14 protein-coding genes and 1 tRNA gene are annotated in these 12,037 nt (G+C 71.2%); 7 read left to right on the forward strand and 8 right to left on the reverse strand.

Going from position 1 to position 12,037, the window contains the following annotated elements; genetic code table 11:
* Nucleotides 1-57 precede the first annotated feature (57 nt).
* Both CVO96_RS04925 and CVO96_RS04930 read left to right on the forward strand, forming a co-directional pair.
* The gene (locus CVO96_RS04925) at nt 58-630 is read left to right on the forward strand and encodes a YdcF family protein (protein WP_103310988.1); all 573 of its coding nucleotides are present in this window, start codon (nt 58-60) and stop codon (nt 628-630) included.
* 170 nt (nt 631-800) lie between these two features.
* Nucleotides 801-1,265, forward strand: coding sequence for a GNAT family N-acetyltransferase (locus CVO96_RS04930; protein ID WP_103310991.1), 465 nt, complete (start codon nt 801-803; stop codon nt 1,263-1,265).
* 361 nt (nt 1,266-1,626) lie between these two features.
* Here CVO96_RS04930 and CVO96_RS04935 read toward each other — a convergent pair.
* From CVO96_RS04935 to CVO96_RS04945, 3 genes are all read right to left on the reverse strand, one after another.
* Nucleotides 1,627-1,711 (reverse strand) — tRNA-Leu (locus tag CVO96_RS04935).
* Nucleotides 1,712-1,765: 54 nt separating this feature from the next.
* On the reverse strand, nt 1,766-3,874 hold the full coding sequence (locus CVO96_RS04940; RefSeq protein WP_103310993.1) for a prolyl oligopeptidase family serine peptidase: 2,109 nt from the start codon (nt 3,872-3,874) through the stop codon (nt 1,766-1,768).
* Nucleotides 3,875-3,990: 116 nt separating this feature from the next.
* A complete protein-coding gene (locus tag CVO96_RS04945; protein ID WP_103310995.1) occupies nt 3,991-4,980 on the reverse strand; it encodes a malate dehydrogenase in 990 nt (329 codons plus the stop codon).
* Between the two features lie 399 nt (nt 4,981-5,379).
* Here CVO96_RS04945 and CVO96_RS20695 point away from each other — a divergent pair, with 399 nt between their 5' ends.
* Nucleotides 5,380-5,619 (forward strand): hypothetical protein, encoded by a 240-nt coding sequence (locus CVO96_RS20695; protein WP_133161743.1) that lies wholly within the window; start codon nt 5,380-5,382, stop codon nt 5,617-5,619.
* Between the two features lie 13 nt (nt 5,620-5,632).
* On the opposite strand, the gene CVO96_RS04950 is transcribed toward CVO96_RS20695, so the two are convergent.
* Genes CVO96_RS04950 through CVO96_RS04965 form a run of 4 tightly spaced genes read right to left on the reverse strand, consistent with a single transcriptional unit; the run spans nt 5,633 to nt 9,220 of the window.
* Nucleotides 5,633-6,466: an enoyl-CoA hydratase/isomerase family protein gene (locus tag CVO96_RS04950; protein ID WP_103310998.1), complete on the reverse strand. Its 834-nt coding sequence runs from the start codon at nt 6,464-6,466 to the stop codon at nt 5,633-5,635.
* Between the two features lie 39 nt (nt 6,467-6,505).
* Nucleotides 6,506-7,666, reverse strand: a complete 1,161-nt coding sequence (locus CVO96_RS04955) for an MFS transporter (RefSeq protein WP_243398167.1) — start codon at nt 7,664-7,666, stop codon at nt 6,506-6,508.
* A complete protein-coding gene (locus CVO96_RS04960) occupies nt 7,663-8,250 on the reverse strand; it encodes a hypothetical protein (RefSeq protein ID WP_103313305.1) in 588 nt (195 codons plus the stop codon). Before CVO96_RS04960 ends, CVO96_RS04955 begins: the two co-directional genes overlap by 4 nt.
* 43 nt (nt 8,251-8,293) lie before the next feature.
* The gene (locus CVO96_RS04965) at nt 8,294-9,220 is read right to left on the reverse strand and encodes a response regulator (protein ID WP_103311002.1); all 927 of its coding nucleotides are present in this window, start codon (nt 9,218-9,220) and stop codon (nt 8,294-8,296) included.
* A gap of 109 nt (nt 9,221-9,329) precedes the next feature.
* Between CVO96_RS04965 and CVO96_RS04970 the strand changes: the two genes are divergently transcribed.
* Together CVO96_RS04970 and CVO96_RS04975 are read left to right on the forward strand one after the other, a co-directional pair.
* A complete protein-coding gene (locus CVO96_RS04970; RefSeq protein ID WP_103311004.1) occupies nt 9,330-9,851 on the forward strand; it encodes a DinB family protein in 522 nt (173 codons plus the stop codon).
* Between the two features lie 101 nt (nt 9,852-9,952).
* Nucleotides 9,953-10,543 carry an HD domain-containing protein gene (locus tag CVO96_RS04975; protein ID WP_103311007.1) on the forward strand — a complete coding sequence of 197 codons (591 nt, stop codon included), beginning with the start codon at nt 9,953-9,955 and terminating at the stop codon, nt 10,541-10,543.
* A gap of 4 nt (nt 10,544-10,547) precedes the next feature.
* On the opposite strand, the gene CVO96_RS04980 is transcribed toward CVO96_RS04975, so the two are convergent.
* On the reverse strand, nt 10,548-10,988 hold the full coding sequence (locus tag CVO96_RS04980; protein WP_103311009.1) for a MarR family winged helix-turn-helix transcriptional regulator: 441 nt from the start codon (nt 10,986-10,988) through the stop codon (nt 10,548-10,550).
* Nucleotides 10,989-11,061: 73 nt separating this feature from the next.
* Here CVO96_RS04980 and CVO96_RS04985 point away from each other — a divergent pair, with 73 nt between their 5' ends.
* Together CVO96_RS04985 and CVO96_RS04990 are read left to right on the forward strand one after the other, a co-directional pair.
* Nucleotides 11,062-11,586, forward strand: a complete 525-nt coding sequence (locus tag CVO96_RS04985) for a DUF6022 family protein (protein WP_103311012.1) — start codon at nt 11,062-11,064, stop codon at nt 11,584-11,586.
* Between the two features lie 37 nt (nt 11,587-11,623).
* The gene (locus CVO96_RS04990; RefSeq protein ID WP_103311014.1) at nt 11,624-11,953 is read left to right on the forward strand and encodes a VOC family protein; all 330 of its coding nucleotides are present in this window, start codon (nt 11,624-11,626) and stop codon (nt 11,951-11,953) included.
* Nucleotides 11,954-12,037: the final 84 nt, after the last annotated feature.

Raw genomic sequence — 12,037 nt, forward strand, 5'->3', positions numbered from 1 at the left:
CCAACAGGGACGCGCTTTGTGACGTGCTTGAGAGTTCCTTCATGCTACCCTCCGCCCATGCGCACGCGCGGCTCCACGCTGACCCTGCTGCCCCTGGCGGTGGTGGCCCTGCTGGTGGCCGGATTCCTGGCGCTGCCGAACCTGCGCGCCGTGAGCACCGAGGCGCCCCACCCGACCGTGCTGGTGCTGGGGGCCGCCCAGTACGCCGGCCGTCCCAGCCCCGCCTTCCAGCGCCGGCTGGATCACGCCCTGGGCCTGTTCCAGGCGGGCCGGGTCACGCGCATCGTGGTCACCGGCGGCCGCCGTCAGGGCGATCCGTACACGGAGGGCGAGGTGGGCGTGGCGTACCTGCAGCGCCGGGGCGTGCCCCCACAGCACCTGCTGGCCGAAACGCGCAGCCGCACGACCATCGAGAACCTGCGCTATGCCCGCGCGGCCCTGCCCCCCGGCACGCCCGTGACCCTGGTGACCGACGAGGCCCACGCGCCCCGTGCCCTGGCCCTGGCCCGCGCCCTGGGCATGGACGCCGACGTGAGCGCCAGCCCCCTGAGCGCCCAGGTCAGCCGGGGCTACCTGCTGCGCGAGAAGCTGGCCCTGATGGGCTACGCCCTGATCGGCCTGCGGCTGTAGGACGGGCCACCCGGAGCCCCTCCCGGAGTGGGCCTCCCGACAGGGTTCTGGACGGGCGCCGCCCCGGAGATCGGCCGGTGGCTCGTGCACCACTCCCCCCCTCCGGGGGCATCCGCCGGGGTGGCCCGTGGGGTAACCCCGGCTCCCAGGGGCTGCCTACACTGCAATCCATGCCCCACGCACCTGAATACACGTTGCGCGCCGGTACGCCAGACGATCTGCCCTTCCTGACGAGCCTGGCCCCCCGCCTGGTCGCCACCGCGCCGGCCTGGCGGGATCAGGGCGCCATGCTGGCCGAGTATCCGCCGCTGTTCGCCCAGGCCCTGCACGACCCCGGCGACGACAGCGCGGTGCTGGTGGCCTGCTGCCCGCTGGGCCGGCCGCTGGGGTTCACGCTGCTCTACTGGCACCCGCACGAGCGCGGCGTGTTCGTCAAGGATCTGGCGGTCAGCGAGGCCGCCCAGGGTCAGGGGGTCGGGCGCTTCCTGATGGCCGCCGCCGAGGCCTGGGGCCGGCAGCGCGGCGCGGTGGAACTGATGCTCAAGACCTCATGGTTCAACACCCACGCCCGCGAGTTCTACGCCCACGCCGGCTTCCGCGAGGATCACGTGGCGCTCGTGCGGCGGCTGGACTGAGACCGGTTCGGAGGGCCCTCCGGTCTGTATTCGGAACTCATCCGACCGAAGACACTCGCCGAGTGGCGAAGAAGGACAAGGGACGGAGTGGAGCGAAATCTAGATGAATGATGGTTCGGACAGCTTCCAGATTGACATGCAGGCGATGCGATGAACGCGGCGTTTTTCGCCCTTGCCCTTTGATGGGAGAGGTTGAGACTTGCAGAGCTCCGCAGCGGAGGGGGCAAACGGGCAGGGCGTCCCAGACGGCACGTTGAGCCTTTGCCTGTGATGGCGTGATGAACCTGTCCGCATCATCGACGATCCTCTGCCAGGATCCGGAGTCAAAGAAAACACCCCAGCATCTCTGCTGGGGTCTTCCTGGTGCCGAGGATGGGATTTGAACCCACACACCTCGCGGCGCTAGTCCCTGAAACTAGTGCGTCTACCAATTCCGCCACCTCGGCACGCTTGTTCTGGTGGGGCCGCCCGGTGAGGGGCGCGTTTCAGGCTCGCTTACTTTAGCGGCGACTTCCCGGACTGTCAACCTGCCGTGCTCCAGACCCCGATGCCTCAGAGTTCAGGGCCGCGTCCAGAAAGGCCCAGATGTCGGCGGCTTCCTCGATGACCAGCGCGGTGGGCTTGCCGGCCCCGTGCCCGGCGCGGGTCTGGATTCGCAGCAGAGTGGGCGCCGCCCCCGCCTGGGCGCGCTGCAGGGCCGCCCCGAACTTGAAGGAGTGGGCGGGCACCACCCGGTCGTCGTGGTCGCCCGTGGTGATCAGTGTGGCGGGGTAGGCCACGCCCTCCCTCAGGTTGTGCAGGGGCGAGTAGGCCAGCAGGGTCGCCAGCATGGCCGGGTCGTCGCTGCGGCCATAGTCGGACGCCCAGGCCCAGCCGATGGTGAAGTGCTGGTAGCGCAGCATGTCCAGCACACCCACCTGGGGCACCGCGGCCGCGAACAGCTCCGGTCGCTGGGTCAGGGCGGCGCCGACCAGCAGGCCGCCGTTGCTGCCGCCCTGGATGCCCAGGTGGGCGGGTGAGGTGAGGCCAGTCTGGATCAGGTGCCCGGCGCAGGCCAGAAAGTCGTCGAAGACGTTCTGCTTGCGGTGCCCGGTGCCGGCCTGGTGCCACTCCTCGCCGTACTCGCCGCCGCCACGCAGGGTCGCCTGCACATACACCCCACCGCGCTCCAGCCAGGCCAGCCGCGAGGGGCTGAAGTTCGGAGTGAGGCTGACGCTGAAGCCGCCGTAGCCGTACAGCAGGGTGGGATTCGTGCCGCCGCGCTCCAGCCCCCGGCGGGCCACGATGAACATCGGCACGCGCGTGCCGTCCGGACTGGTGGCGAATTCCTGCGTGACCTCATAGGGCGAGGCGTCGAACGCCAGCGGCGGCACCGACAGGGCGGTGGGCTCTCCGTCCGGCAGCAGCAGCCGGTAGGGTGTGGTGGGAGCGAGAAAGGACGTGAAGCCCAGGAAGACCTCGGGGTCGTCGGGCTGCACACTCAACTCCGTGACGGTGCCCAGGGCCGGCAGGGCCAGCTCGCGCTGCAGGTCGCCGCTGCGGTCATGCAGGGTCAGGCGGTGGCGGGCGTCGCGCAGGGTCAGGGCCAGGAAGCCGCCGGGCACGGTGCCCACCGTTTCCAGGGTGTCCGGGGCCTCGGGGATCAGCTCACGGGGCGCGCCGTCCGGGGCGTCCAGATCCCAGGCGATCAGGCGGCCGCGCGGCGCCTGTTCATCGGTGCGGAGATACAGGAGGGGGCCGTCGTTGCCGACCAGCGCATACGCCGCGCGGAAGTCGGCCACCAGTTCGCTGAAGGCTCCGGCCGAGCCGAGCGGCCGCACCCAGAGCAGATTCCGGGGCTCGGTGCCGCGCCAGACCTGCACGACCAGCCAGGAGGCGTCGTGCGTGACCTCGGCCGCGAAGCCCCAGTCCGGCTGATCCGGGCGGGCGAGCACCAGCGTGTCGTGCGCCTGGGGCGTGCCCAGCCGGTGGAACATCAGGCGCTGGGCGCGGTTGACGCCGGTCAGGGCGTCGCTGTCGCCGGGGGCGTCGTAGGCGCAGTAGTAGAAGCCGCTGCCGTCCGGCTGCCAGGTCGCCCCACCGAACTTGCTCCACTCCAGGCGGTCGGCCCGGTCGGCGCCGCTGGACACGTCGCGCACCCGCCAGGTGACCCAGTCGCTGCCGCCGCTCTGGGTGCCGTAGGCCAGCACCTCGCCGTCGCGGCTCAGCGAGGCCGCCATCAGGGCCACGGTGCCGTCGTCGCTGAGGGTATTGGGATCGAGCAGGGTACGCCAGGGGCCGTGTGGATCGTCGGCCACCTGCAGCAGCGGCTGGTTCAGCAGCCCCGGATTGAAGTGCCGGAAAGCGCGCCCACCCCGCTTCCAGGGCGTCCCCTCGCGCGGGAAGTTCCAGAGCTGCTGCAGCCGCGCCCGGTAGGCGGCGCGGGCGGGCAGCCCCGCCAGCACCCCCTCGGTCACGGCATTCTGGGCGGCCACCCAGGCGCGCGTCTCGGGCGAGTCCGGGTCTTCCAGCCAGCGGTAGGGGTCGGGCACCCGCACCTCCTGGCCCTGGGCGTCCTGGTACACGTCCACGTGATCGCCACGCGGGGAATCGGGGTAGATGAGGCTCACCCGGCCATGCTGCCACGACTCCCCCGGATCGGGGGCCAACTGTGGGCCCACACAGAAGGGGGCGCACACAAGGGGGGCGAGGCCCGCAAGCCCCGCCCCCCTCTTCCACCGGGCGCTTACCTGACCAGGCCGAGCTTGCGCACCTCGTCGCGCTCCTCGGTCAGTTCCTGCGCTGTGGCGTCCATCTTGCCGCGGCTGAAGTCGCTGACCTCCAGGCCCTGCACGATCTCGTACTGGCCGCCGGAGCAGCGCACCGGGAAGCCGTAGATCAGGCCCTCGGGCACGCCGTAGGAGCCGTCGGAGGGGATGCCCATGGAGACCCACTGGCCTTCAGGGGTGCCCAGCGCCCAGTCGCGCATGTGGTCGATGGCCGCCGAGGCCGCGCTGGCCGCCGAGCTGGAGCCGCGCGCCTCGATGATCGCCGCGCCGCGCTTGGCGACCGTGGAGATGTACGAGTTCTCGTACCAGTCGCGCTCGACCTGCTCCAGCGCAGGCTGGCCGTTCACGGTGGCCTGCGAGAGGTCGGGATACTGGGTCGAGGAGTGGTTGCCCCAGATGGTGACGTTCTGGATGCTGCTCACCGGCTGCCCGGTCTTCTCGGCCAGCTGCGAGATGGCGCGGTTGTGATCGAGGCGCACCATCGCCGTGAACTGTTTCGGGTTCAGATCCGGCGCGTTCTGCTGGGCGATCAGGGCGTTGGTGTTGGCGGGGTTGCCCACCACCAGCACCTTGACACCCCGGCTGGCCACGGCGTTCAGCGCCTCGCCATGCGGCTTGAAGATGCCGCCGTTGGCGCCCAGCAGGTCGCCGCGTTCCATGCCAGCCTTGCGGGGCATGGCGCCCACCAGCAGGGCGTAGTCGGCGTCCCTGAAGGCCACCATCGGGTCGTCGGAGGTCACGACGTCCGAGAGCAGCGGGAAGGCGCAGTCGCGCAGCTCCATGACCACGCCCTGCAGGGCCTTGAGGGCGGGGGTGATTTCCAGCAGCTGCAGGATCACGGGCTGATCCTTGCCCAGCATGTCGCCGGACGCGATACGGAAGAGCAGGCTGTAACCGATCTGGCCGGCGGCGCCGGTCACGGCCACACGGACGGGGGGCTTAGTCATAGGGGTTCCTCCTGGGGGTGCGGCTCAAAGGTTTACGGCACACGATAACGCGGGCCGGGCGAAGAGGGAGCGGAGTTCCTGGGAGGGAGACAGAAGAGATCTGATCAAAAGCAACCCACCCCCCAGCCCCCTGCCCTTTGGGCAGGGGGAGCTAAGCGCTGCGCTCGGCATGTGGTCGCCATGGTTCGGCCGCTGGCCTGACATCGCGGCTTCGTTGGCGAGGGCTGTGTACTTGCCCCTTGCGTGATCGCGTCGTTGCCCGCGCGCTACGCGCACGACGGCATTCGGTCACAGCCAGGGTGGGGCGCTTCGGCTTCTTGCTCTTCCAGATGTCAGGACAAGGAATGCTCACAGTCAACTGCTTTCAAAGGTCACTCGCTCACACGACATAATTGGTTGATGCCTGGATCGAATGGTTCTCGACTGGACGCCAATCATGCCCTTCTGGAACTGCTTCTGGAGGCCATTGACACCATGCCCGATCAGCGGTTTGGACAGTTGCTGGTCAACCTCGACATCCTGAAACTTGACGGCGACAATCGACCTGTCGACCCATACGATGAGGAGCCCACCATCACGCTCCGACGGGCACAGCGCCGCTGGCAGCAACTCAGGACGGGGGGGCAGAACCTCACCTGACGAACACCCACCTCTAGATCGGCGCGTCTTCCTCGAATCTCGGCTCGCGCTTCTCGCGCAGGCTGGCGAGGCCCTCTTTTACGTCGGGGCCAGTGAAGCCCAGGAATTCCAGGGCCAGCGAGGCGTCGAAGATCGGCCCGGCCGCCCGGAGCCAGTTGTTCAGCGCGTACTTCGTCCAGCGAACCGCGGTGGGGCTGCCCGCAGCGAGCTCCCGGGCCACCTCCCAGGCCCGCTCCAGCAGCTCCTCGTCGGGCACGCACAGGCTGACCAGGCCGATGCGTTCGGCCTCCTCGCCGGACACGCTCTCGCCGGTCAGCAGGTGGTACTTGGCCCTGTTCAGCCCGCACAGCAGCGGCCAGATGATGGCGGCGTGGTCACCGGCGGCCACCCCCAGACGCACGTGCCCGTCGAGCAGGCGGGCGGATCGCGCCGCCACGCTGACATCGGCGAGCAGCGCCACCGCCAGCCCCGCCCCGACGCAGGGGCCGTGGATAGCACTCACGATCGGCTTACCGCAGTTCACGACGTTGTACACGAGGTCGCGCGCCTCCTTCCAGACGCGGGCCAGCGCCGTGAAGTCACTCGCCATCTCCTCGATGAGCCCAAAGTCCCCGCCCGAGGAAAAACCCTTCCCCTCGCCCCGGATCAGCACGCAGCGCACCCCCGGGGTGTCGTCGATGTCGCGCCACACGCGGGTCAGGGCGCGGTGGGCGGCGGCGTCCACCGAGTTCAGCGTGCGGTCGTTGCGGATCACGATCTCCAGGATGCCGGGGTCGTGCAGGCTCAGGGACAGGCCGGGATAGGCGCCCTCGGCGGTGAGGGCGGCGGGGGTGAGTGGGGCGGTCATGGGGCGAGGCTAACACCGGGTTGAGACGCCGAAGCGGGATCAGCCTCGGCGCCAGCCGAGCACGCCCGCCACGGCAGCCAGCGCCATGCTGCCCACGACCAGAGGCACGACGCCGGGCCAGCCGCCCGCCTCGAACATGTGCCCGGCGACCAGCGAGGCGACCGCCGCCCCGCCGTAATACGACAGGTGGTACAGCCCCGAGGCGAGGCTGCGCGCCCCCGTGACCGAGCGCTGCACCGCCGCCAGGGCCGCCGACTGGGCCAGGAACACCCCGCAGGCCCCGGCGGCCACGCCCAGGATGATCAGGGGCAGCGGGGCCGCCAGGGTCAGCAGCAGGCCGCACACGCTGGCGCCCGCAGCCGTGAGCAGGGCGAAGCGCGGGCCCCGCCGGGCGAGCAGCGGCCCGGCGACCGGGGTGATGACCACCCCCAGCAGATAGACCGCGAAAATGGCGCCGGTCTGGGCCGAGTTCAGGGCGTAGGGGGCCGCCGAAAGCCGCAGGGTCAGCGTGTTGAAGGTGCCGACCAGCGTGAACAGGATCAGGAAGCCCACCGCGCAGGTGGCCAGCAGCGCGGGCGTGTGCAGGTGCCGGCGCAGGCTCTGCAGCACGGTGCGCGGATCGCGGCTGGGCCGGAAGGCGCGTTCGGGCGGCAGGCCGGCGCGGGCCAGCATGAACCCCACCAGGGCCGAGAGCGCCAGCCCCCAGAAGGCCGCGTGCCAGCCGAAGCGGGCGTCCAGCACCCCGGCGAGAAAGCGGCCCAGGAAGCCGCCCAGCACGGTGCCGGTCACGTACAGGGTCAGCGCCCTCGCTCGCCCGGCCGGAGCGACCTCCTCGCCGATGTACGAGGTCAGGGCGACCATCACGCCGGGGATCAGCAGGCCCTGGAGGAAGCGAGCCGCGCTGAGCAGGGGCAGGGTGGGCGCCAGGGCGGCCAGCACCGCGGGAACAGTCAGGAGGGCGAAGGCCCAGAGCACCGTGCGGCGCCGCCCCAGGGCGTCGGCCAGCACGCCCACCAGCGGCGAGGCCAGGGCCATGGCCAGCATGGTCGAGCCGATCACCCCGCCCACCTGGGCCGCGTCCGCCTGGAACTCGCGGGCCAGCACCGGCAGCAGGCTCTGCGGGGCGTACACGTTCAGGAACACCAGCGTACCCAGCGCCGCCAGCACCCCGCCGGAGGGCTCGCGCCCCGGAAGGCTCAAGGCAGGCCGGTCAGACCGAGCGGGCCCACCAGCGCTGTCCGGACGCCCAGGATGGCGGCCCGCTCGGGATCGGGAACGCCGGGCGGCCCCGCCAGCAGCAGGGTCGGGCGGGCTTCCAGGCCCACGCTGCCCGCGCCGTCCAGCCGCGCGAGCACCTCGGCGAAGGCCCAGTCCTGGGCCCACAGGCGCTTGACCGCGTGCAGCGCGGCGGTGCCCGGGGGCGTGACCTGCGCCGGCTGGGCGGGCAGCGTGCCGGGGCGGCGGGCGTGCAGCTCTCCGGCCTCCAGACCGGCCGCGCCCAGGGCCCGGTAGAAGGCCTGCACCGCGTCGTCCAGCAGGTAGGTGGTGCGGATCAGTTCCTGTGCCCGAGCAGCGCGGTCTTCCAGCAGGTCTTCATCGATCCGCGCCGGATTGATCCCGGCGAACAGGCGGCGCAGCTGCTCAGGCAGGTTGCCGTGGCGGTAGAAGGCTTCCTCGAAGTCGGGGGGAATGACCAGTCCGGCCACGCCGTGGGCCGCCAGGCGCCCCGTCTCCGCGCCCACCTCCCCGGCCGGGCGGGAGGCCGCCTGCGCGATCGTGAACATGGCTGCAGGGTAGAGCATCGGCCGGCGCGCGGGCCAGGCGCGCTCAGTTCAGGGCCACAGGCCCGCTCCGGCGGGTGCCCCAGCGCTGGCGCACCCAGCCCTTGACCGAGCTGGCGGCCGGCGTGTCGCTGACCAGTACGGCCAGCATCTCGCCGGGGCGGAAGCAGGCCACCAGCACCCGGTCGCCGAATTCCAGCTGCGCGGCCCGCACCTCGTCCTGGGCGTCCAGATGGGTGCCCAGGGTCTGGGCGGTGGTGTTCAGGAAGCGCAGGTAGGCGCCCATCTGAACCGTCATCTCGCCCTCGGCCGCCAGCAGCTCGCCGTCGGCCGTGAACAGGCCGGTGCTCATCACGCCCGGCAGCAGAACCAGGGGACGCAGCAGGGCCTGGGCGGCCTGCCGTGGGTCGCTGGGCAGGGCGGTGAAGGCCCTGGAGGCCGCCATGCCGGGGCTGGTCATCTCGGGGCTGGCCATGTTTGGGCTGGGCAGTCGCCCGCCCCCCGGCGTGACGGATCGCGGCCCCAGCGCTGACCCCATTGGTGCCGGCCCAGGAGCGGCGGAGCCCGGATCGGGAAAGCTCAGGTTCGCGGCCCCCTCCTGCCCGGCCAGCCACTCCTGCAGGGAGGGAAACAGCGTCTCGGCGCGCAGGGGTTTGCGGAGCACGTCCAGCGCCCCGAGTCCCTGGGCCCGCGTCCGCAGGCCGTCCTCGACCACGCCGGTCATCAGCACCACCGGCAGGTGCGGGCGGCCGCGCTGCAGCACGCGCATCAGCTCCAGGCCGTCCATGCCCGGCATCCGGATGTCGCTGAGCACCAGATCGGTCTCGGGCGTGATGGCCTGCAGGGCGGCCGCCCCGTTTTCAGCGACCTGCACGGTCAGGTGGGCGGCCAGCAGATGTTTCATCGCGCTCAGCACACCGGGACTGTCGTCCACGATCAGGACGACGGGTCTCCGGGGAACGGGGGCGGTCATGCACGGAGCCTAGGGGACGGCGGCTCACCCCCGTCTTACGGCCCCATTTCCCGGGGTGAAGTTTTCGACCTCCTCTACCCCACCTGGGGGGAGCTGACATACTGCCCCCATGAGCGCCGATCCCCGCTTCCCGCTCGGCCCGGTTCAGTCCCTGCCCACCCGTGACCGCCCGGCCCTGCAGGGCGCCTCGGCACGCATGGCCCAGGCGGTCGGCGGCTGGCGACAGACCCTGAGCGGCCTGGACGGCGCGGCCCTGGCCCGCCCATACCGCCCCGGCGGCTGGACGGTGCACCAGCTGGCCCACCACACCGCCGACGCGCACCTGCACGGCCTGAACCGCCTGAGGTACGCCCTGAGCACCGACCCCTACGTCATCCAGCCCTTCGATCAGGACGCCTGGCTGCGGCTGCCGGACGCCGGGCTGCCCGTGACGGTCGCGCTGAAGCTGCTGGAAGCGGCGAACGCCCACTGGGAGGCGCTGCTGCTGGGGGTGGACGTGGCAGAGTACGGCCGCCGGATCAGCCACCCCGACGAGGGCGAGCAGGATCTCTGGCGGCTGGTCGCCAAGCACGACTGGCACCTGCGCCATCATCTGGCCCAGGCCCGGTTGGCGCTGGGGGAAGGGATCTGACCCCGCCCCTGAATCCCTCGGCGCCGAAGCGCTCGCCGCTGGACGACCTGCTGGCGCTGGACACCCGCCTGAAGACGGTCTGGGCCTGGGTGCACGGCCAGATGAACAAGGACGCGGCGCACGACGACGCCCACCTGATCCGGGTGGCGCGCTGGACACGGCGCTGCGCCCCGGAACTGTCGCCCGCACTGGCGGTGGCGGCGGCCTTCACGCACGACGTCGTGAACCTGCCCAAGAGCCATCCCGAGCGGGCGCGGGCCAGCGAACTCAGCGCGCAGGCGGTGCGTGGTCAGCTGCCCGGGCTGGGCTTTTCCGTTCCCGACACCGAGCAGATCGCGCTGGCCGTGCGCGACCACTCCTACTCGCGCGGGGCCACCCCCGGAACCCGGCTGGGCGAGGCCCTGCAGGACGCCGACCGGCTGGACGCCCTGGGCGCGCTGGGCGTGCTGCGCGTGGCGGGCGTGGGCGGTTCGCTGGGCCGCGCCCTGCTGCACCCGGACGACCCCTGGGCCCAGGCCCGCGAGCCCGACGACCAGCGCTACACCATCGACCACTTCTTCACCAAGCTGCTGCGGCTGGACGGCACCTTCCGCACGCTGGCGGGGCAGGCCGAGGCCCGGCGCCGCACCCTGACCATGCGCGCCTTCCTGGCCGAACTGGCCTCGGAACTGGAGGTCGCGCCGCCGGACTGAGCGCTCAGCCCCTCTCCAGCGCCCGCGTGACCTCTGCGAGCACCCGACCCACCTCCCGCAGCGCCTGCTCGTCCAGCGCCGCCGCGGTGGCGTTGGCCCAGGCGTACTGCGCCGCCTCGATGCGGGTCAGCACCCGCTGTCCCTCCGGGGTGAGGCGCAGCAGCTTGGCGCGCTTGTGCCCTGGGTTGGGCAGGTATTCGGCCAGGTGCTCCTGCACCAGCAGGTCGGCGGTGCGCTGCACGCTCTGGCGGGTCAGGCCCATGATCCGGGCGACGGCGGCAACGGTTCTGGGGGTCTCGTCGATGCAGCCCATGACCTGCCAGCGCCCGCTGGTCTGCCCGGCAGGAGCGCTCAGGCGGTCGCCTGCCGCCGTGAGCAGACCGTTCAGGCGGAAGACCTGCAGCACGAGGTCGGTAAAGGCGGCTCCGGCGGGCGTGTGGGACATCTGTTGACAGCATACTTTCATCCAGGCTAAGCTGGAGAAATTGACAGCAGCCTGTCGATTCAGGAGGTTCCCTATGTCCGAGCCGCCGCTCCGACCGCCGCCCCAGGACGACATCCATGCGCTGGGCCAGTGGGCCGACGCCCTTCTGGCCACCCGCTGGCAGGAGGTGCTGGAGACCCACGCAGGGCAGCTGGAGGCGGCCTGCCGCAGGGCTGGCGACCTGGCCTACGGCACCTACCAGAACCTGCTGCTGCGCGATCTGAAGCGGCAGCTGCGGGAGGCCGGGCTGCGCGCCACCCCGCCCCTGCCCGGCGACTTCAATCGGTCGCGCGAGTGGGGCAACGCGGACGAGACCGACCAGGAACGCTGGATGTGGAGCGTGATCCATACGGCGTCCGGAGAGGCCCTGGGCACCCTGGTGCACGTCATCCCGCACGACCACACGCGCTTTCGTGTGCCCCGTCGGCCCCACATGTCTGGTCTGCCGGAGACGTCGCGGGAAGGGGTGGAAGCTGCCCTCAGCGCCCGCTCCGGCGAGTTCGCTGCCGCTCTGCCCTTCGAGGACTGGTACGCGGCCTACCTGAACACACAGCGCTGACCGGACAGCCGGACGCGGGCGCTGAAAGGAGAGCACCTTGAAACTGAACCACCTGGGGGTCGTGGTGACCGACGTGCTGGCGACCCGGACGTTTCTGGAGACCTCTTTCGGGCTGACGGGCATCGGCAGGGCCGGCCGTCGGATGACCCACCTCCACGACGAGGACGGCTTCGCCCTGAGCCTCTTCGCGGGGGAGCAGGCCAGCGAGGTGCACATCGGCTTCATCCAGGTGAGCGAGGGAGCAGTGAACGCCATCTACGACCGCCTGCGCGCGGACGGCTTCGAGATGGAGCCGCCCCGGCGCAGCCATGGCTGGACGTTCTCTGTCACGGCTCCCGGCGGCCTGATCGTGGAGGTGGTCTGCTGAGACGAGTCCACCGCTTTCCCCTCGCACTCAAGATGCCGACATTAAAGGCCCGATGAAGACCCTACGTGGGGTGTTCTCACATCT

It is taken from the genome of Deinococcus koreensis (assembly GCF_002901445.1).
In the GTDB taxonomy this organism is placed as follows: domain Bacteria; phylum Deinococcota; class Deinococci; order Deinococcales; family Deinococcaceae; genus Deinococcus; species Deinococcus koreensis.

What these genes read in the sequence shown, in the direction of transcription:
- CVO96_RS04945 (WP_103310995.1), bottom strand. Translation starts at nt 4,980, where the DNA reads ATGACTAAGCCCCCCGTCCGTGTGGCCGTGACCGGCGCCGCCGGCCAG.
- CVO96_RS04985 (WP_103311012.1), top strand. Translation starts at nt 11,062, where the DNA reads ATGTCCGAGCCGCCGCTCCGACCGCCGCCCCAGGACGACATCCATGCG.
- CVO96_RS20695 (WP_133161743.1), top strand. Translation starts at nt 5,380, where the DNA reads ATGCCTGGATCGAATGGTTCTCGACTGGACGCCAATCATGCCCTTCTG.
- CVO96_RS04930 (WP_103310991.1), top strand. Translation starts at nt 801, where the DNA reads ATGCCCCACGCACCTGAATACACGTTGCGCGCCGGTACGCCAGACGAT.
- CVO96_RS04980 (WP_103311009.1), bottom strand. Translation starts at nt 10,988, where the DNA reads ATGTCCCACACGCCCGCCGGAGCCGCCTTTACCGACCTCGTGCTGCAG.
- CVO96_RS04960 (WP_103313305.1), bottom strand. Translation starts at nt 8,250, where the DNA reads ATGTTCACGATCGCGCAGGCGGCCTCCCGCCCGGCCGGGGAGGTGGGC.
- CVO96_RS04970 (WP_103311004.1), top strand. Translation starts at nt 9,330, where the DNA reads ATGAGCGCCGATCCCCGCTTCCCGCTCGGCCCGGTTCAGTCCCTGCCC.
- CVO96_RS04950 (WP_103310998.1), bottom strand. Translation starts at nt 6,466, where the DNA reads ATGACCGCCCCACTCACCCCCGCCGCCCTCACCGCCGAGGGCGCCTAT.
- CVO96_RS04965 (WP_103311002.1), bottom strand. Translation starts at nt 9,220, where the DNA reads ATGACCGCCCCCGTTCCCCGGAGACCCGTCGTCCTGATCGTGGACGAC.
- CVO96_RS04975 (WP_103311007.1), top strand. Translation starts at nt 9,953, where the DNA reads ATGAACAAGGACGCGGCGCACGACGACGCCCACCTGATCCGGGTGGCG.
- CVO96_RS04925 (WP_103310988.1), top strand. Translation starts at nt 58, where the DNA reads ATGCGCACGCGCGGCTCCACGCTGACCCTGCTGCCCCTGGCGGTGGTG.